The following is a 20163-nucleotide window of genomic DNA, read 5'->3' as shown; positions in this document are numbered from 1 at the left end:
ACTCAAAATATATCAATCACATGAAAGCTAAATCAATCGCCACAATTTTTCTTGCTGTGCTCACGGTAGCAGCATGTGGGCCTAAATCTGAGAATGAAGGTCTTGATGCCAAGAAGAAAGAACTGACTGAAGCCAGGGTTCAACTTCAGGAAATCAGAAATAAAATTGAAACCATAGAGGCCGAAATTGCCGAGGCTGACCCTGATTTTTTCAACGGTTCAGGAGCAGCTACTTTGGTAACTACTATTAAAACCGAAAAGAAAAATTTCGATCACAAAATCGAGGTTAGAGGAACGGTAATGTCTCGTACAAACGTGTATGTAAGTGCAGAAAGCATGGGGCTTCTAACTTCGGTAAAAGTAGTTGAAGGCCAGTCGGTAAAAAAAGGTCAGTTGTTGGCTACAATCGACTCTGAACAACTTGAGAAGTCGATTGACGAAGTGAAAAATCAATTGCAGTATGCTACTACCATTTTCGAAAAAAGGGAAAGACTTTGGAAGAAAAATATTGGTACAGAAGTAGATTTCTTGACTGCTAAAAACAACAAAGAAGCGCTTGAAAAACAACTTTCAACCTTAAATACACAATTGAGTAAAACCAATATTGTAGCTCCTTTTGCCGGAAGTATTGAAGAGGTGCCAGTAAAAGCAGGAGAAGTAGTTCAACCAGGTTCTCCAATTGTATTCTTGGTAAGCAACAGTGATATGTACATTTCAGCCGAAGTTTCTGAAGCCTATTTAGGTAAAGTGAAAGTTGGTGATGATGTAGATGTTGAAATACCATCTATGAACGAGAGCTACGTTTCTAAAATCGTAAGCATTGGTAATGTAATCAACCCTGCCAGTAGAACTTTCACTATTGAAGTGAAATTACCAAGCGAAGCTTCTAATGCAAAGGTGAACATTGTGAGCATTTTAGGTTTAACTGACTATACAAACGAAGAAGCCATTACAATTCCTTCAAGAATTATACAAGAAGACCTAGAGGGTAACTTTGTTTATGTGTTAGATGCCGCCAATAAAGCATCTAAAGTTCATGTGAAATTAGGTCTCTCTCACGATCACGAAACAGAAGTGCTTTCTGGTTTGACGGGCGGTGAAGTAATTGTTGATAAAGGAAATCGTTCAATCGCAGATGGCACAACTGTAAAAGTGCAGAATTAATCTTAACCTCTGAATTAGAGCATTATGGCTGAAAATAATCAACAAAATGTGATTGATAAGGAGTTTGGATTAACCTCCCTGTCGATTCGAAATAAAATTACAGTATACGTGCTTACGCTCATAATTATAGCGGCAGGCGTATACTCTTATATTACTCTACCTAAGGAGAGTTTCCCCGAAGTGGAACAACCAACGGTATATGTAAGTACAGCGCACCCAGGTAACTCACCTGAGGATATCGAAAGCTTGATTACACGTGAATTGGAGAAGGAAATCAATACCATTGAAGGTGTCGATAATATTCAATCTACTTCGGTACAAGATTTCTCTGCCATTGTGGTGGAATTTCAAGTAGGTGTAGATGTTGACGATGCGGTGATCGATGTAAAAGATGCTGTGGATAGAGCTAAGTCTGAGTTACCCACTGATTTGAAATCTGACCCAAGTGTAATCAAGTTTAGTTTTTCGGAAAACTTTCCAATTCTGAACCTAAACCTTACTGATCCTTCAAAAACACTCGATGAACTCAATGATATGGCAGAATATCTTGAGGATGAGATTGAGAAATTTAAGGAGATTTCTAAAGTGAATATTGTTGGGGTTGATGAAAAGGAAGTAGAGGTAATGGTCGATCCTTTTAAGCTGGAGGCTAGAAAAGTAACCTTTACTGATATTGAAAATGCAATTTCGGCAGAAAACCTTACGCTTTCTGGCGGTAACGTAGTAGCTGATGGTTTAAGAAGAAACGTAAGAGTAATTGGTGAATTTGATGACCCTGCTCAAATCGAAGAAATCATTATTAGCAACGAAGATGGACACATTGTTTATTTAAAAGATGTGGCCACAGTTACATTCGGCTATAAGGACAAGATGAACTACGCACGATTGGATTTAAATCCGGTTGTGAAGTTGGATGTGATGAAACGAAGTGGTGAAAACCTTTTGATCGCTACCGATAAAATCACCAAACTAATTGATGAAAGCTATGCAAGTGGTCAAATTCCCTCTTCAACCAAAGTAACTGTAACTAACGATCAGTCGAAAGATACAAGAGAGCAAGTAAGCAGTTTGGGTAACAATATCATTTTTGGGGTAATCCTAGTTGTTACCGTTTTGATGTTCTTTTTAGGAACCCGCAACTCACTTTTCGTGGGTATGGCCATTCCGTTGTCAATGTTCATGGCCTTAATGATTCTGGGTTTACTGGGTATTTCTATTAACACCATGACACTTTTTGGTCTTATCATGGCCTTGGGTATGTTGGTAGATAACGGTATTGTGGTAGTTGAAAACGTGTATCGTTTAATGGAAGAAGGATTAAGTCCAATGGCGGCTACCCGTAAAGGGGTAGGCGAAGTGGCTTTGCCTATTATATCTTCTACTGCTACTACTTTGGCGGCTTTTATGCCATTGGCTTTTTGGCCAGGTATTATAGGTGAGTTTATGCTCTATTTGCCAGTAACGCTAATTATTACGCTGGGTTCATCTCTATTTGTAGCCTTGGTAATTAACCCCGTATTCATCTCTTCTTTCATGAGTTTAGATGGGAAGAAAGTGTATAACCACAAGAGAATAATCATTAGGTCTTCTATTTCTATTGTAGTAGGGCTTGTTATTGCTCTTGGAGCTGGAATTCCAGCATTGGGCAACCTCTTAATTCTTATTGGCGCACTTACATTAATGAACATTTATGTATTAGGGCCTTTGTCTAAAATGTTTCAATCAGGCTTTTTACCAGCCTTAGAGGGGCGTTATGAAAGAGTGTTGAAGAGTGCTGTAAAACACCCCGGTCTTTATTTGGGAGGTGCATTTTTGGCCTTGTTCATTTCATTGGGTGTTTTTGCCGCCTTCCAGCCTAAGGTGTTATTCTTTCCTGAAAACGAACCTAAATATGTAAACGTATTTGTTGAATTTCCTGTGGGAACAGACATTGAAGTAACCAATGACTTTGCAAAGAAGATTGAGGGGCAAGTGCTTGAAATCATTAAACCTTATGAAACTATTGTAGAGTCGGTTTCAACCAACGTAAGTCAAGGTGCTGCCGATCCTAACGATCCAACAGCAGTTGGTCAATCAGAAGAGCCGCATAAGGCACGTATCACCGTTAACTTTATTGAAAGTAAACTACGTGGAGATATCAATACCATTGATGTGATGAACGATTTGCGTGCGCAAATCAAGCCAGAGCCGGGTGTTACTTTAACCATTGATAAAGATGCTGCTGGTCCGCCAACAGGAAAGCCAATTAACTTAGAAATTGTTGGTGAAGATCTTGAGAGGTTAATTCATGTCAGTGAAGACATTCAACAAAAAATTGATGAGTCTGGAATTCGTGGAATTGAAGAATTAAAGAGCTCTTTAGAATTGGGTAAACCTGAGTTAATCGTTGATATTGATCGTGATAACGCCAGACGTTTTGGTTTGTCTACATACGCCATTGCCAATGAAATTAGAACAGCTCTTTTTGGTAAGGAAGTATCTAAATACAAAGAAGGGGAGGATGATTATGAAATCAATGTTCGCTTGAATCAAGACTATCGTTACGATATCGATGCTTTGTTGAATAAGAATATCACTTTCAGAAATCAGAACTCAGGTAAATTGGTGCAAGTACCTATTTCGTCTGTTGCTCATGTGCGTTATGGCTCTACATATGGTTCTATCAAAAGAAAGGATTTAGACAGGGTTGTAACCTTAAGTTCTAATGTGTTGGCTGGAGCAAATGCTACAGAAATTACTGAGCAACTCAAAGTGTTAATGGCTGATTACGATATGCCGGCTGGATATAGCTATGCCTTTACAGGAGAGCAAGAAGAGCAAGCTGAAAATATGGCTTTCTTAGCTAAAGCATTATTGATTGCCGTATTTACCATTTTCTTGATCATTGTGTCTCAGTTCAATAAAATTACTGCTCCATTTATTATTATGGTATCGGTGTTCTTGAGTACCATTGGTGTGTTCTTGGGCTTGGTAATTTTCAATATGGAATTCGTGGTAATTATGACCATGGTGGGAATTATTGCCTTGGCCGGTATTGTGGTAAATAATGCCATTGTACTGATTGACTACATTGAGCTTACAAGAAAGAGAAGGAGAAGAGAATTGGGCTTAGATGACGATGATCGTTTGCCAATGGAAGAAGTTTTAAACTCTATTATTCTTGCTGGTAAAACTAGGCTTCGTCCTGTAATCTTAACGGCTATTACTACCATTCTTGGTTTGGTGCCGCTAGCAGTAGGTTTAAACATTGACTTTATCGGTTGGTTTACTAGTTATAATGCAGACTTCTATGTTGGTGGTGATAACGTTGTATTCTGGGGGCCGATGTCATGGACGATTATTTTCGGACTTACTTTTGCAACTTTCTTAACCCTTATTATTGTTCCTACAATGTATTTATTAGCCGATAAATTCATGTATAGAATAGCAGGGAAGAAGGAAGCAAGAAAAGCAAACGCTCTAAGCTAGATAAAATACACAAACAGAGCTTTGGCTTGATGTTTGTTTAAAATACTATGTGGTGATTTAGGTGTCTGTTTCTCAGGCACCATCATAGTTAAGGTTGATTTGGTGGCTCTCGGGGTGGTTCCCGAGAGCTCTTTTTTTGAACTCAAATTGATTTCAAACAGTTAGCAAAATGTATGAAGTTTAGTGTCTTTTCTTTTATTCTAATAATTCTGTTTTTAGCTTGGATAGAGATATATGCTTATCAGGCAACAAAGACCCTTCTCAAGAATGTAAAGGCCAATCGCGCTAAATGGCTCAAGAGAATTTACCTCTTACAAGCCGTAGCAATGATGGCCTTGGTGTTTTATCTTTTTCTTTCGCAAGCCGGAACAGTACCTTTTAGCTTCATTATCTCCATAATTTTTATGTCTTATACTGCCAAGCTCATTGGGTTGGTCTTCGTTTTTATAGATGATATTAGGAGAGCAATTGCGCTTTTCTTTGCAGGCAAGAAGCGCAGAAAGGAAAAGAAGATAGCAGCAGGTAAAAAAATATCTAGGTCTGAGTTTCTTGCTAAAACTGCCGTTGCGGCAGCTACTTTGCCAATTGTGACCATGAGTTTTGGCATTGTGTCAGGTGCCTATGATTATAGAATAAGAAGAAGAAAATTATACCTTCCAAACCTTCCGAGCGGTTTCAATGGTATTAAAATGGCGCAACTTTCTGATATCCATAGCGGAAGTTTCTTCGATAAAAAAGCAGTTGAAGGGGGAGTTAATTTACTGATGGTCGAAAAGCCCGATGTAGTGTTTTTTACGGGCGACTTGGTGAACAACCAAACCAAAGAACTGAATGAATACTTCGATATTTTCTCTAAAGTAAAAGCCGATTTAGGAGTGTACTCTACTTTAGGAAATCATGATTACGGAGATTATATGCAATGGACTTCAGCTCAGGCAAAGCAAAAAAACCTGCAAGACATGATTTTGGCGCATGAAAAAATGGGCTGGAATCTCATGATGAATGAAAATAAATCGCTGAAAGTAGGAGGGGATCAAATCTCCTTAATAGGCGTAGAGAACTGGGGTGCTGGTCGTTTTGCCAAATATGGCGACTTAGACCTTGCGCATAAAAATTCAGAAGGCGATGTAAAAATATTGCTTTCACACGATCCAAGTCATTGGGATGCACAAGTAAGGCCAAAGTATAACGACATTGATTTGATGTTTGCAGGGCACACCCACGGTATGCAGCTTGGTGTTGAGGTTGGTAATTTTAGATGGAGCCCTTCGCAATGGATGTACCCTCAATGGGCTGATTTATATACCGAAGGAAATCATCACCTCTATGTAAACCGAGGCTTTGGTTTCTTAGGCTTCCCTGGCCGAATCGGAATTCTTCCTGAAATCACCATTTTTGAATTGACGAATAGGCCGGTTTAAGAGTAGGGCTTTTGAAGCCCCACTCTATATTCATTTTCTCAGGGGAGAATTTAGGCTTTATTGAACTTCTCGTTATACATTTCAAAACTCTCTTTAAGAATTTCAATAGCAGTTTCTTTGTTCAGAAATTCTTCTACCACCACAGTTTTATTCTCTAGCTTTTTATAGTCTTCAAAGAAATTCCTCATTTCTGAAATGAAATGCGAAGGAAGTTCAGAGATATCGTTGATATGGCTAATGCTCGGGTCGCCTGCAGCTACTGCAATGATTTTATCATCTGCTTCACCGTTGTCGAGCATACGCATTACGCCAATAACTTTGGCCGGAACAATACACATGGGTACAATGTCGATTTGTGACAGAATCAGAATATCTAATGGGTCTCTATCTTCACAATAACTCTGAGGAATAAAGCCGTAATTCGCTGGATAATAAACCGAAGAGTACAATACTCTATCGAGGATTAAAAGCCCACTGTCTTTGTCTAGCTCGTATTTGGCCCTTGTGCCTTTCGGAATTTCAATAATGCCGTTTACAATATCTGGTAGGTTATCACCAGGTGAAACATCATGCCAAGGGTTAAATTTATTTTTCATAAAGTAGGTTTTTCAAGTATATAAGATCGCTTATTGTTTTAAGCTAAGAATAGTAAAGATAGTTAATGCTACTAGCAAATGAGGATGCCTGATTTTGGTTACATGTGACAAGTGCTGTGACAAAAGCATAAAAAAGGCCTTAGAATTGTTTCTAAGGCCTTTTGCGGAGAGAGGGGGATTCGAACCCCCGGTACGGTTTCCCGCACGCATGTTTAGCAAACATGTGGTTTCAGCCACTCACCCATCTCTCCGTGTATTTAGCTGATATATTGCCCTCGTTTAAGAGGAGTGCAAATATAGGTGATTAGATCAGACTTCACCAAGCGTATTTTAGAAAAAATACCATCAATGTAAATCCATTTTTATAACTCATTAAAATTGAGTCAATTCATTAAACGATAGCCACTACTTGCTATCTAAATCGAAAATCAACACAACTAAACTATGTATCAACCAAAATGTATGAATGTCACGAGTTTCCGAACTGGAATGCTCGTGATTTGCGCTTTACTGATCAGTACACTGTCTTTTGGACAGAAAATTGACTTCAGTAAGCTAGAAGCAATGAAACCAAGAAGTATTGGTCCGGCCAACATGAGTGGCAGGGTTACCTCCATTGATGTAGTAAATAGCAGTCCAGAAATTATTTATGCCGGCTCTGCCTCTGGTGGCCTCTGGAAATCTGAAAGTGGGGGTATTGCTTGGGAGCCTATTTTTGATAATGAATTAGCGCTCTCTATAGGAGCCGTTGCCGTTTCTCAAAAAAACCCAAATATTGTTTGGGTAGGAACAGGAGAGGGGAATCCTAGAAACAGTTTAACAGGTGGTTATGGAGTTTACCGCAGTTTAGATGCTGGTAAAACTTGGAAATTAATGGGGCTTGAAAAAACCAGAAACGTTCACCGTATTATCATCGATCCGAATGATCCGAACACTGTATATATAGGTGCCATTGGTTCTCCGTGGGGCGACCATAAAGAAAGAGGTGTTTATAAAACTACTGATGGAGGAGAGACTTGGAATCACATTCTCTATGTAGATGAAAAAACAGGAGTGGGCGACATGGTGATGGATCCTTCTAACCCAAATAAGATTCTGGTAAACATGTGGCAACACAGAAGAGAACCTTGGTTCTTTACTTCTGGCGGGCCAAGCTCAGGCTTATATATGACCGTAGATGGCGGTAAAAACTGGACAAAACAGTCGGCCAAAGACAACGGTATTCCTGAAGGAGATTTGGGCCGTATGGGCTTAGCGTTTGCTACAAACAATCCGAACAGGGTTTATGCACTTATCGAAGCCAAAGAAAACGCGCTTTATCGTTCAGATGATGGTGGTTTTAAATGGGAGATGATCAACAATGGTAACGACATCGGAAACCGACCTTTCTACTATTTTGATATCTACGTAGACCCTAAAAATGAAAACAGAGTATATAGTATTTTCACTAATGTCCACAGAAGTGAAGATGGCGGTAAGTCATTCCAGAATATTATTCCTAGAAACCTTATTCACGTAGATAATCATGCTTTATACATACATCCAGACGATCCTAAATATATGATTTTAGGTAATGATGGTGGCATGGCCATTACGCGCGATATGGGTAAGAAATGGCAGTTTGTAGAGAATTTACCATTAGGTCAGTTCTATCATATTAATGTAGATAACGAAATGCCTTACAATGTATATGGAGGTTTACAAGATAACGGAACATATACAGGGCCTGCCTATACCTGGAAAAGCGATGGAATTAGAAACGATTACTTCTTCACCATTGGTGGTGGCGATGGTTTTGATGTAATGGCCGATCCTGACGATTCACGTTATGGTTATTCTCAGTCGCAACAAGGTAATGTTAGTAGATACGATAAACTCACTGGAAGCAGCAAAAGGATTAAGCCTACAAGCGATGACCCTAAAGTAAAGTTACGTTTCAACTGGAACTCAGCCATGGCGCAAGATCCATTTGATAATAGCACTATTTATTTTGGAAGCCAGTTTGTACATAAGAGTACAAATAAAGGTGATAGCTGGACAATTATTTCTCCAGACTTAACAACCAACGATACCACTAAACAAAATCAAGATAAGAGTGGTGGGTTAACCATTGATGCAACGGGAGCGGAAAACCATACTACGCTTTTAGTAATTGAACCAAGTGCTTTGGAAAAAGGAGTGCTTTGGGCTGGATCAGATGATGGTTACATTCATGTTACAAAAGATGGAGGCGCCACTTGGACAAACGTGTCCAAAAACCTTAAAGGTGTTCCTGAAGGATCATGGGTGAACCAAATCAAAGCTTCTCGATATAACAAAGGAGAGGCCGTTGCTGTAATTAATAATTACAGAAGGTTCGATTTCAAACCATATTTGATGAGAACTAAAGATTATGGAAAAACATGGACATCAATTGTAAACGAAAATGATGTTTTCGGATATGCACTTTCGTTCATCCAAGATCCGGTAGAGCCGAAATTGATGTTTTTAGGTACTGAGCATGGACTATACATCAGTATCGATGAAGCAAAAACTTGGACTAAGTTTGAAAACGGCTATCCGAGTGTTTCAACAATGGATTTGGTGATTCAAGAGCGTGAGAGTGATTTAGTGATTGGTACTTTCGGTAGAGCTATTTATGTGCTTGACGATATTAACCCACTACGTGTTTTGGCAGCAAAAGGTCAAAAAGCGATAACAGAGTCTGATGTAACTGCGATTGATGCCGTTACATCCTATATGGTGAGCACAAGAGCAGCGAGTGGGCCGGCTAACCCAGGTAATGCAACTTTCGAAGGAGAAAACAGGCAGTCTGGTTCGGCAATAATCAAATTTTTTGCTAAAAAACCTGAAGCGCCTGCTGGCGGAGGAAGAGGCGCTGGTGCGACTGCATCTCAAGCACAAGGAAGACCTGCTGGTGGTCAAGGTGGTGGCGGAGGCCGTGGAGGCCGAGGTGGAGCTGGAGGGGGAAGTTCCCAAAGAGGTCCTCAAGCCAAGATTGAAATCTTTGATTTGAGTGGAAACTTGGTGAGAACATTGAGTTCTCCAATTAGTGAAGGTTTAAATAGTGTTTCTTGGAGGTATGATGAAGATCCTCCTGAGAATACTGTACAGCCAGAATTGCCTGCGGGTGTTCCAGCTCAATTTGCTTCTTTCTTTAGAAGGGGTGGGGCTCCTGCTTTGCCAGGTAAATATACCTTCAAAGTAACCATTGGTAATCAATCAGACGAAGGTAAAATTGAATTCCAAATGGATCCTCGCGATACTTATGATATCAATAACTTAATTGCTAGAAGAGACTTGCTCAGAGAAGTAAATGTGCTTTCAGCAGATGTTTCGGCCTTAGCCTCTAAAATTACTACCGATATGGCTTCTGTAGATAAAGTGATAGAAGCTTTGAAAGGTAAGCGTGGCCCAGAAGTAAATGCTTTGAGAACCAAAAGTGAAGAAGTGAAGAAGGAAATGAAAGAACTTTCTGATGCTGTTGGTAGTGGAGGTGGTTTCCGTTTTGGAGGAGGAAGTGACTCTGATATTGTTCCTTTAAGCTCAAAAGTAAGTGGTTTGTCTCGTACAATTTCTGGTTCGTTTGATGCTCCTGGCGCTGCAGATCGTAAAGATTTGGCTGATTTCAATAGTGAATTCAAATCATTACAATCTAAAATGGATGCTTGGTATGCTGCAAACTGGAATGCATATTTGGCAGCTGTTAAAACAGTAGATTTCTCTCCAATTGGTGGAGAATAAGAATCGTTTATAAAACTGTATCTTATTTAGGGTGAAAGCTTTTATATAGTCAAAAGGCCTGTGGAACATTCTTCACAGGCCTTTCTTGTTTTAATAGGTTGGCAAGGGATTTAAGAAATGCTATATAGAATGAGGCGGTACAATATTAAAACCAATAAGGTTGATGAATATAGAGAAGCATTGATAGTCCCAAATATCAGTTATAAAATATCATTTTGATTCTTATTAATGGCTTAATAAAACAAGAAAGCTCTTAAAGACAGTTGTTCATCCATATGCTTTTTAAGTAAATAGATGGGATTTCAAAAATACACAACATTAAACGATTACGTTTAATAATTTTATATATTTGCATTAAACGAAAACGTTTAATGTGATGCCAGCACTAAAAGTAGATAAAAGGAAGTGGTTAAAATTAGGAATAGAATACTTTTCTACATTGGGAAAACAGGGGATAAATGTAGAGCAGATGGCAAAAAAACTGGATTGCAACAAATCCAGTTTTTACCATCATTTTCAATCCAAAAAGAACTTTCTAAATGAGATGATTCAGTATTGGTATAATGAAAGTATGGAACCTATTATAACGGAAGTTGATGGAATAAGAGAACCAAGGTTGCGGTTTGAGCGGTTTTTAATTTTGGGATTTAAAGATAAATCTAGAAAAGATTTAATGTTTTTTTTAAGAAAAGAAGCCGAGACAAATACTAAACTAAATCGACTTTTAAAAGAACTCAAAAAAACAAGAGTTGAGTATGGGGCGCTATTAATTCAGAAATTAGGATACTCAAGGGAAGTAGCAATTCAAAAAGCAGAAATTTTATATCTCTTTTACCTTGGGTGGTACGAGATAAACAAAACATCTAAAAAAGGTGAAGATATTAAGGATGCAATAAAACTTATTAAAACCTTTATTGAGTTTTAATATATACTAAAAAACATGAATACAAGAAAACATTCTATTCTATCAATCATAATATATGTATTGATCACCTTTCTCTTTTCATATCATTCTTTTAAACTATATATCATTCATTTTGGAGAAGACTTTATGAATTCTGAAAGTTTTATAAATTCTTTTTCTTCAGTATTTAATGCAAAAATAGCAGTTATTGCTCAAAGTGTATTTAGAGTCATTATACTTATAAGCTTGATTTTAATTGTAAAAAGTAAAAAAATGGAATAATAAGTATGTGGTTAGGTATAGTGCTGCTTGTGATATCTCAATTTTGGTTAGTAAATGAATCTACAAACCCGTTAGTTCACTCTATACTTTCTGGGTTAAAACCTCTAAAGGGCTTACTATTTCCTACCCTTATAACAGTACTCTATATAAAGCGTAAATAAAAATTGAAAATGGACATCATCAAAAATTGGGATTTTATTCGACAACATTTTAGTAAAAGTTTTAGATCTAATTTTTATGTATCAATTGCATCGGTTGATATCAATAATAACCCAACTGTGACACCCATTGGCTCACTTTTTTTGAATGACAATCAAACAGGTTTCTATTTTGAAAAGTTTGCGGTAAAGCTTTCGAAAAATGCCGATAGCAATCCAAACATTTGTGTTTTAGGCGTTAATAGCAACCGGTGGTTTTGGATTAAATCTTTGTTCAAAGGAAAGTTTACTAACCCACCTGCAATAAAACTATATGGTAAATTGGGTGAAAAAAGAAAGGCTACGACAAAAGAAATAGAAAGACTGAATAGAAGAATGAGAGCAACCAAAAGTTTAAAAGGCAATGCTTATTTATGGAAAAAGATGGATTCTATTAGAGACATAAAGTTTACGAGTGCGGAACAAATTAATTTAGGAAAGATGACAACAATTAAAAATATTTAATTAATGAAAACCCACAACTTCACACATTTAATACTTGTATTGATACTATTTTTAAATGCCTGTAATATTAAAAAACAGGACTCAAAAGAAAACTCTTCTAAATCATTATCCTATGAAATTGCTTATTCATCAAAAGAAACAGGTGATGCAGAAATTTACTTGACAGATGATAAGGCCAAATCAAAAACTAGAATTACTAATCGCTCTGGGAGAGATGGCTATATAGCTTGGTCTCCTGACGGAACACGTATTGCTTCTTATGGCTATTATGATGGTGGAAACACATGGTCTATTCATACCATGAATCACGATGGTACAAACCTAAAACGGTTAACGCATGCAAAAAACAAATGGGATAGCTCGCCAGCTTGGTCTCCTGATGGAAAAAAATAGCTTTTGCTAGAGGTTATCAAGGTTCTGGTGAAGATTGGATAGCAGAACTTTGGATTATGGATGCAGACGGAAGCAGACAAACTCAAATAAAACCACTGAATGGTGGAGGGCCATATTTTACTCATGAAGGTAAACTCATTTTTCATTCGGCTTTTAATACCACTAGTGAAGACATTTGTATAGCCAATATTGATGGTAGCAATATGATTAAGCTAACCAATAATAAAGCTACCGATTTACATCCTGAAGTTTCTGCAGATGGCAAACAAATTGTTTTTATGTCTAACAGGGATGGGAATTTTGAAATTTATGTAATGAATATTGATGGCTCAAATCAAAAACGATTAACAAATAATGATGTTGATGATTGGGATCCCTCATGGTCACCTGATGGGGCTAAAATACTCTTCCAATCCGAAGACAAACACGGAGAAAAACATATTTATAAAATGAACAACGATGGTTCTTCAGTAGAAAAATTTATTGATAACGCTTTTGGTGCTGTTTGGTTAAAAACACATAAATAATTTATGAACATCTTTCTGTTTATAAGTGGTATTCTGTGTTTTCTTTTAGGAATTGTTCATTCCTTCCTTGGAGAGTATTTTATTTTTAAGGGTAAAAGAAAGAAAGGAAATTTAGTTCCCTTAAAGGGAGGTTTAGAACTAAAGGAAAGACATTTACGCATACTATGGGCTACTTGGCATCTGGCTTCTGTTTTTGGTTGGTGCATTGGAGCTATATTAATGAAAATTGCATTATCAAAAAACCAGCAAAATATAGAGCTCGTTAATTTTATTTTACAAGCAATTATTTATACCATGGGGATGAGTTCGTTATTGGTTTTAATTGGCACCAAAGGAAAACACCCTGGTTGGATGGTGCTTTTAATAATAGGAATATTAATGATAATTGGAAACTAAAAATAATAAAATGAAAAAGAACAACCTTATGTCTTGTCCTGAAATAGGTTGACACAATCAATTGATAACTGTCAACTAAAATCAGGACGGGACAAATCCTAAAAACAAAAAAGCCTCTGATTTCTCAGAAGCTTTTGTTGTCGGGGTGGCAGGATTCGAACCTACGACCTCCTCGTCCCAAACGAGGCGCGATACCGGGCTACGCTACACCCCGAACTTTTATTTTAAGGGAAGTTCAAAACCCAATTTTTTTCAATCTAAATTAAGTAATTCAAGACTGTTTTTGTTTCTTTTTTGAGGCCGTTGTCTCAATTGCGAGTGCAAATATAGGGATAATTTTTATTGTACAACACGTCTTTCGAAATTTTTATTAATTAAAATGAAATTGTTTCTAAGTGCTCAGTAGTACACTATATAATATAGAAATAAGAGGAGTATATACTTCGAAAATGTAGCTATAATGTACAGTTAGGCTGATCTTGCTGACAACCAATTAGATACGCTTTCAATAGCCTATATAGCTGTAAATGGGGTTATTATTTTAAATAATGGCGCTGATTTATCTTTGTATATCTCTTGTAAAAATGGATTCGTATACAGGGTTACGCTAATTTAAATTGTTTAGGCTATTTATAATAATTCTAAATAAAAACCACCTTAGAATTAAGTGCGTAAACAACTGTTAATGAACGAAGTATGTGGTTTTTTAATCTCTTTTGACCACTCGTGTACTATCTAAACTTTAGTTTGAAATAAAGCATTCCGATACTACCTTTGTCTCGATTTTACGTGATGAGACAATCTGTGACTCTAACTACTGATTACATGTTATCCAAAAAACTATTAGTCCGCTTCGCGACAGCATGCTTGTTTGTATGTTGTTTTGTTTTTTCTGGCCAACAAGCCTTTGCCCAGAGAGATAAAATTCCAACCGATGAAGCAATCATCAAAAAAGGAGAAGGTCTCTTTAAAGAATACATATGTAATTCTTGCCACGCTGTGGATAAAAAAGTTGTAGGTCCAGCTTTGGCTGGAATTTACGATAGAAGAGAAGTTGACTGGATTTTATCTTTTGTGAAGAGCCCAGGCAAAATGATTAATGATGGCGATCCTCAAGCTGTAGCTCTATTTAAAGAGTATAATCAGGTGATGCCTAATCAAGATCTTTCAGACGAGCAGATTTTGTCAATTATGGCTTATGTTCTGCATACTGAAGAAAACCCTCCAGTAGAAGCTGCGCCAATAGCTACTGCAACTGGTGCCGAAGGTGCTGCTCAATCAGGCGGTGTTCCTTCAGAATATCTGAATGTAATTATGGTTACTTTGATTGTGGTGTTGGTACTACTATTAGTAGTATTGGTTATCATCATCAATTTCGTTAGCCGTTACTTAAAGGATAAAAAGCAACTTTCTGCAGAAGATGAAGAGATTGTTAATGAGAAATTTAGTGTTTCTGCTTTCCTAAGAAGCCCAACAGTTATAGGTATTGTTACTTTCCTTGTAGTAACCTTAGCTGCTAAAAACGTGATTGACGGTCTGTACACTGTAGGTGTGCAACAAGGATATGCGCCAACTCAACCAATCGCTTTTTCTCATGAAATACACGCTGGAACTTACGAAATTGACTGTCAGTATTGCCATACAGGTGTAGAGATTGCAAAGAGTGCAAACATTCCATCAGTGAATATTTGTATGAACTGCCATAGTTCAATCAAGACAGATTCTCCTGAGATACAGAAATTATATGCAGCTCAAGAAAGCGGAAAGCCAATTGAGTGGGTACGTGTTCATAACTTGCCTGATTTAGCTTATTTCAATCACTCACAACACGTAACGGTAGGAGAGATTGAATGCCAGACTTGTCACGGTGAAATTCAAGAAATGGCTGTTGTTGAGCAGTTTGCCCCTTTAACAATGGGCTGGTGTATTGACTGCCATAGAAATACAGATGTAAATACGCAAGGTAACGGATACTACGATAAGTTGGTGGAGATGCATAACGCAACCTCAAAAACACCTATGAAAGTAGCCGATATCGGTGGTTTGGAATGTGCTAAATGTCACTATTAATTATTGAATAGAATTTCGATTTCTGATTGATATACAATGAAAGAAAATCAAAAAACATACTGGAAAGGGATAGAGCAATTAACCAACGAACCTTCGTTTGTTAAAAATGCCGAGAAGGAATTTCCAGAATACCTTCCTATCAACGAAAATGGTGAGGGAAGCAGTAACAGAAGGGACTTCTTAAAATTAATGGGTTTTGGTATCGCAGCAGCTTCTTTAGCGGCTTGTGAGGCTCCGGTAAGGAAGGCAATCCCTTATTTGAACAAACCTGTTGATGTTGATCCTTCTATTCCTAATTATTATGCTTCTACCTATGTGAATGGCGGTGACGCTGTAAGTGTAGTGGTGAAAACTAGAGAAGGTCGTCCGATTAAAATTGAAGGAAATAAGTTTTCTTCAATGACAAAGGGAGGTACTAATGCTCAAGTAGAAGCTTCTGTACTTTCATTGTACGATAAAGAAAGATTGGTAGGCCCTAAAAAAGCAGGTTCTAAAACTGACTGGGAAACTTTAGATAAAGAAGTAATTGCCAAGTTGGGTGAGATTTCTGCTAAGGGTGGTCAAATTAGAATTGTAAGTAATTCTGTTTTAAGTCCTACTACAAAAAGATCAATAGCCGAGTTTACTGCTAATTATCCAACAGCGCAACACATAAGCTACGATTCATCATCGGCTTATGGTATTTCTGAAGGAAACAGAAGATCGTTTGGTACATCAATGGTGCCATCATATGATTTTAGTAAAGCCAAAACTATTGTGAGTGTAGGTGCCGACTTCTTAGGTACTTGGATTTCACCAATTGAGTTTACTAAGCAGTATTCACAAACAAGAAAAATTAGCGCGGAGCACCGTGAAATGTCTAGACACTATCAATTTGAGTCTAACCTTTCATTAACGGGTGCAAACGCAGATTATAGAACAGGCATTCGCCCTTCACAAGCTGGCCCATTAGTAGCAGCCATATATAATGGTATTGCGGCTAAGGCTGGTCAAGCTAAAGTGAGTGGTGGAAATGCTGGAGATATTGCGCATTTAACAGCAGCAATCAATGAGCTTTGGACAAACCGTGGTGCTGGGCTTGTAGTCTCTGGCTCAAACGATCCAGTTGTTCAGGTTTTGGTAAATGGTATCAACGCCATGTTAGGTAACTACGGTGCTACTATTAATGTAAATGCACCGCTTCATTTCCGTCAAGGAGATGACCAAGCCATGAGTTCATTTGTAAAAGATACCAACGCTGGTTTAATCAGTGCTGTAATCTTCTTTAACTGTAACCCAGTTTACGATTCAGCCGATGGAAAAGCGTTGCAGGCTGGATTAGCTAAAGTTTCATTGAAGATTTCTACATCAGATAGAATGGATGAAACGGCTGCTTTGGCAGACTACGTTGCTCCTGATCATCATTATTTAGAGCAGTGGAACGATGTTGAATTAAGAACTGGTCACTTCAGTTTAGTTCAACCTACAATTGCTCCACTATTCGATACTCGTCAGGTACCAGAAACGTTTTTGAAGTGGTCTGGAAAAACGGTAGAATACTATACTTACCTACAAGATAACTGGAGAGAGAACTTCTTCACCAAACAAACAGATACTTCTAATTTCCAGACATTCTGGGATAAAACTTTGTTTGATGGTGTATTTGAAACAGGAGGGAACTCACAAGCATATACATTTGACTTTAGCGCAGTACCTGCGGCAGCCACTAGCATTGCTCAGAATTACAAGAGCAATGGAACTGGTCTAGAATTGGCGCTATACGAAAAAGTGACTATGGGTAATGGCTCAATGGCCAATAACCCTTGGTTACAAGAAGCTTCAGACCCAATTACAAAAACTACTTGGGATAACTATTTAACAGTTTCTCAAGCCCAAGCAGAAGAGTGGGGAATCAAAATGGATGATGGTACCACTGAGAAAGTAACACTTTCGGTAGGTAATACATCTGTTAGTTTGCCAGTTTTGATTCAGCCAGGGCAAGCCGCTGGAACCGTAGGGCTTGCCTTAGGTTACGGAAGAACTAGCGCGGGTAGAGTTGGAAATGAAGTAGGGGTGAATGCCTATCCTTTCATTACTAAATTAAATGGTGCAAATGTTTACGATGTTTTTGCTGGAGTAACAGTAGAAAAAACAGGCGAATCATACAGAATTGCACAAACACAAACACACCAGACTTACATGGGCAGAGCCAATGTAATTCAGGAGTCAACTTTAGGTGAATACAAAAAGGACACTAAAGCGGGAAGAGAGTATCCGTTGATTTACAAAGAAGGTGAGTATATCAAGCCTTCTAAAATCACGCTTTGGAAAGGTCACGAATATAACAATCACCACTGGGGATTGGCCATTGATATGAACTCTTGTACGGGTTGTGCAGCATGTACTGTTGCTTGTCAGGCAGAAAACAATATTCCAGTTGTTGGTAAGGAAGAAGTATTGAACAGAAGAGAAATGGCTTGGATCAGAATTGATCGCTACTATAGCTCTGATGCTCCTGTAGATGATTTGAAAGCTTTAGAGAAAGCTTCAGAAAATCCAGAAGTTACATTCCAACCAATGATGTGTCAGCATTGTAATAACGCACCTTGTGAAACTGTATGTCCGGTAGCAGCTACTACGCACAGTTCAGAAGGACTTAACCAAATGACATATAACAGATGTATTGGTACAAGATATTGTGCTAACAACTGTCCTTATAAAGTAAGAAGGTTTAACTGGTTCAAGTACCACGATAATACGCAATTCGATAAGAACCTTTCAATGAACAATGATTTGGGTAAAATGGTATTGAACCCAGATGTAACCGTTCGTGCTAGAGGTGTAATGGAGAAATGCTCAATGTGTGTGCAGAGAATCCAAGCGGGTAAACTTGCCGCAAAGCGTGAAGATAGAAGGCCAAAAGATGGTGATATTAATATGGCATGTGCCTCGGCTTGTCCTGCAGATGCGATCATCTTTGGTGATTTGAACGACAAAAACTCTAGAATTTCTCAAGTATTGAAAATTCAAGAGAAAGAAGACGGTCAAGGAGCTACCGAGCGTGTAGTGGAAGAAGACAGAGCTTATCACGTGTTGGAGGAAATCAACGTTAACCCTAACGTTTGGTATTTCACCAAAATTAGAAATAAGGAAAAACAATCAACTGAAGCTTAATTTTTAAAAGAGATACACTATGCAGGTTACTTCATCCGTAAGAACACCTTTGATAACTGGCGGTAAGACTGTCCATGACGTTACCGAGGATATCTGCAGGCAGGTAGAGGGCAAGCCTTCCAAATCATGGTTATTAGGCATGGGGATGGCACTTACTGCTTTTGGCATTGGTTTCATCGCTGTAGCTGCTACACTTTGGGAAGGAATTGGAATGTGGGGTCTGAACAAAACCGTAGGTTGGGCCTGGGATATTACAAACTTCGTATGGTGGGTAGGTATTGGTCACGCTGGAACTTTGATTTCGGCAGTACTTTTACTTTTCCGTCAGAAATGGAGAATGGCAATTAACAGAGCTGCAGAGGCAATGACAATTTTTGCCGTAATATGTGCTGCTATGTTCCCGGTACTTCACATGGGACGACCTTGGTTAGGAGCTTATTGGGCTTTACCGTTACCGAATACATTCGGTTCACTTTGGGTAAACTTTAACTCTCCACTTCTTTGGGACGTATTCGCAATTTCTACATACTTCTCTGTATCTCTAGTGTTCTGGTACATAGGGCTTGTTCCTGATTTTGCTACCATTAGAGATAGAGCAACTGGAGTAAGAAAGAAAATTTACGGAGCATTAAGTCTTGGTTGGAATGGCGCTGCTAAAGCTTGGAGCCGATACGAAAGTGTATCTTTGATTTTGGCTGGTTTAGCAACACCACTCGTACTTTCAGTACACACCATTGTATCATTTGACTTTGCTACCTCAGTAATTCCAGGATGGCATACTACGATTTTCCCTCCATACTTTGTTGCTGGAGCGATTTTCTCAGGGTTTGCAATGGTACTGACATTGATGTTGGTAACTAGAAAACTATTTAAACTAGAAGACTACATTACTATTGAGCACATTGGCTTGATGAACATAGTAATTACAATTACTGGTTCAATTGTAGGTATAGCATACATTACTGAGTTCTTTGTAGCTTGGTATTCTGGAGTTCCTGCAGAACAATACGCATTCTTTAATAGAATGCAAGGGCCATATTGGTGGGCTTACTGGTCTATGATGACATGTAACGTAATCTCTCCACAGTTATTCTGGTTCAAGAAAATCAGAACCAATATTGCCGCTACTTTCATTATTTCAATTATTGTAAACATTGGAATGTGGTTCGAGCGATTTGTGATTATCGTTACTTCATTGCATAGAGATTATCTACCATCATCATGGGCTATGTTCTACCCAACTGTGTACGACATGGGAGTGTATTTATTCACATTTGGATTGTTCTTTACAGCATTCTTATTATTTGCTAAGTTCTTCCCAGTAGTGAACATGGCTGAAATTAAAAGTATTGTAAAATCTTCATCAGAAAAACAGACTGCATAA

The 20163-nt window shown here is 38.1% G+C and carries 13 protein-coding genes and 2 tRNA genes; 12 read left to right on the top strand and 3 right to left on the bottom strand.

Annotated features, from left to right (window positions below):
• Positions 1-20 precede the first annotated feature (20 nt).
• The 3 genes from AWW67_RS15365 to AWW67_RS15355 all read left to right on the top strand — a co-directional run bounded on the left by AWW67_RS15365 (position 21) and on the right by AWW67_RS15355 (position 6052).
• On the top strand, positions 21-1163 hold the full coding sequence (locus tag AWW67_RS15365) for an efflux RND transporter periplasmic adaptor subunit (RefSeq protein WP_062303173.1): 1143 nt from the start codon (positions 21-23) through the stop codon (positions 1161-1163).
• Positions 1164-1187: 24 nt separating this feature from the next.
• Complete coding sequence (locus AWW67_RS15360) at positions 1188-4631, top strand: efflux RND transporter permease subunit (RefSeq protein ID WP_062302806.1); 3444 nt, start codon at positions 1188-1190, stop codon at positions 4629-4631.
• Between the two features lie 173 nt (positions 4632-4804).
• The gene (locus AWW67_RS15355; protein WP_062302804.1) at positions 4805-6052 is read left to right on the top strand and encodes a metallophosphoesterase; all 1248 of its coding nucleotides are present in this window, start codon (positions 4805-4807) and stop codon (positions 6050-6052) included.
• Positions 6053-6102: 50 nt separating this feature from the next.
• Here AWW67_RS15355 and AWW67_RS15350 read toward each other — a convergent pair whose 3' ends face one another.
• Positions 6103-6648, bottom strand: coding sequence for an inorganic diphosphatase (locus tag AWW67_RS15350; RefSeq protein ID WP_053223296.1), 546 nt, complete (start codon positions 6646-6648; stop codon positions 6103-6105).
• A 164-nt stretch (positions 6649-6812) separates the two neighbouring features.
• Positions 6813-6899 (bottom strand) — tRNA-Ser (locus tag AWW67_RS15345).
• Positions 6900-7110: 211 nt separating this feature from the next.
• On the opposite strand from AWW67_RS15345, the gene AWW67_RS15340 reads away from it, so the two are divergent.
• From AWW67_RS15340 to AWW67_RS15310, 6 genes are all read left to right on the top strand, one after another.
• The gene (locus tag AWW67_RS15340; protein ID WP_082794076.1) at positions 7111-10392 is read left to right on the top strand and encodes a WD40/YVTN/BNR-like repeat-containing protein; all 3282 of its coding nucleotides are present in this window, start codon (positions 7111-7113) and stop codon (positions 10390-10392) included.
• Between the two features lie 373 nt (positions 10393-10765).
• Complete coding sequence (locus AWW67_RS15335; RefSeq protein WP_141655476.1) at positions 10766-11317, top strand: TetR/AcrR family transcriptional regulator; 552 nt, start codon at positions 10766-10768, stop codon at positions 11315-11317.
• Positions 11318-11748: 431 nt separating this feature from the next.
• A complete protein-coding gene (locus tag AWW67_RS15325) occupies positions 11749-12240 on the top strand; it encodes a hypothetical protein (protein WP_062302799.1) in 492 nt (163 codons plus the stop codon).
• A 3-nt stretch (positions 12241-12243) separates the two neighbouring features.
• Positions 12244-12633 (top strand): TolB family protein, encoded by a 390-nt coding sequence (locus AWW67_RS15320; protein WP_062302797.1) that lies wholly within the window; start codon positions 12244-12246, stop codon positions 12631-12633.
• 56 nt (positions 12634-12689) lie between these two features.
• Positions 12690-13160: a TolB family protein gene (locus AWW67_RS15315; protein ID WP_062302795.1), complete on the top strand. Its 471-nt coding sequence runs from the start codon at positions 12690-12692 to the stop codon at positions 13158-13160.
• A gap of 3 nt (positions 13161-13163) precedes the next feature.
• Positions 13164-13556, top strand: coding sequence for a hypothetical protein (locus AWW67_RS15310; protein ID WP_062302794.1), 393 nt, complete (start codon positions 13164-13166; stop codon positions 13554-13556).
• A gap of 140 nt (positions 13557-13696) precedes the next feature.
• On the opposite strand, the gene AWW67_RS15305 is transcribed toward AWW67_RS15310, so the two are convergent.
• Positions 13697-13770: transfer RNA gene (locus AWW67_RS15305), tRNA-Pro, on the bottom strand.
• 611 nt (positions 13771-14381) lie between these two features.
• On the opposite strand from AWW67_RS15305, the gene AWW67_RS15300 reads away from it, so the two are divergent.
• From AWW67_RS15300 to nrfD, 3 genes are read left to right on the top strand one after another with little or no spacing between them, the layout of a single operon-like run.
• A complete protein-coding gene (locus tag AWW67_RS15300) occupies positions 14382-15626 on the top strand; it encodes a cytochrome c3 family protein (protein ID WP_062303171.1) in 1245 nt (414 codons plus the stop codon).
• Positions 15627-15662: 36 nt separating this feature from the next.
• The gene (locus AWW67_RS15295; RefSeq protein WP_062302792.1) at positions 15663-18779 is read left to right on the top strand and encodes a TAT-variant-translocated molybdopterin oxidoreductase; all 3117 of its coding nucleotides are present in this window, start codon (positions 15663-15665) and stop codon (positions 18777-18779) included.
• A gap of 19 nt (positions 18780-18798) precedes the next feature.
• Complete coding sequence (nrfD, locus tag AWW67_RS15290) at positions 18799-20163, top strand: NrfD/PsrC family molybdoenzyme membrane anchor subunit (RefSeq protein ID WP_053224396.1); 1365 nt, start codon at positions 18799-18801, stop codon at positions 20161-20163.

This window comes from Roseivirga seohaensis, assembly GCF_001592945.1.
GTDB classification, from domain to species: domain Bacteria; phylum Bacteroidota; class Bacteroidia; order Cytophagales; family Cyclobacteriaceae; genus Roseivirga; species Roseivirga seohaensis.
This window is presented reverse-complemented; position numbering and strand designations above follow the sequence as displayed.

Excerpts from the sequence above, each read along its gene's own strand:
- nrfD (WP_053224396.1), top strand. The coding sequence starts at position 18,799 with ATGCAGGTTACTTCATCCGTAAGAACACCTTTGATAACTGGCGGTAAG.
- AWW67_RS15310 (WP_062302794.1), top strand. The coding sequence starts at position 13,164 with ATGAACATCTTTCTGTTTATAAGTGGTATTCTGTGTTTTCTTTTAGGA.
- AWW67_RS15295 (WP_062302792.1), top strand. The coding sequence starts at position 15,663 with ATGAAAGAAAATCAAAAAACATACTGGAAAGGGATAGAGCAATTAACC.
- AWW67_RS15325 (WP_062302799.1), top strand. The coding sequence starts at position 11,749 with ATGGACATCATCAAAAATTGGGATTTTATTCGACAACATTTTAGTAAA.
- AWW67_RS15365 (WP_062303173.1), top strand. The coding sequence starts at position 21 with ATGAAAGCTAAATCAATCGCCACAATTTTTCTTGCTGTGCTCACGGTA.
- AWW67_RS15315 (WP_062302795.1), top strand. The coding sequence starts at position 12,690 with ATGGATGCAGACGGAAGCAGACAAACTCAAATAAAACCACTGAATGGT.
- AWW67_RS15300 (WP_062303171.1), top strand. The coding sequence starts at position 14,382 with ATGTTATCCAAAAAACTATTAGTCCGCTTCGCGACAGCATGCTTGTTT.
- AWW67_RS15355 (WP_062302804.1), top strand. The coding sequence starts at position 4,805 with ATGAAGTTTAGTGTCTTTTCTTTTATTCTAATAATTCTGTTTTTAGCT.
- AWW67_RS15360 (WP_062302806.1), top strand. The coding sequence starts at position 1,188 with ATGGCTGAAAATAATCAACAAAATGTGATTGATAAGGAGTTTGGATTA.
- AWW67_RS15340 (WP_082794076.1), top strand. The coding sequence starts at position 7,111 with ATGAATGTCACGAGTTTCCGAACTGGAATGCTCGTGATTTGCGCTTTA.
- AWW67_RS15350 (WP_053223296.1), bottom strand. The coding sequence starts at position 6,648 with ATGAAAAATAAATTTAACCCTTGGCATGATGTTTCACCTGGTGATAAC.
- AWW67_RS15320 (WP_062302797.1), top strand. The coding sequence starts at position 12,244 with ATGAAAACCCACAACTTCACACATTTAATACTTGTATTGATACTATTT.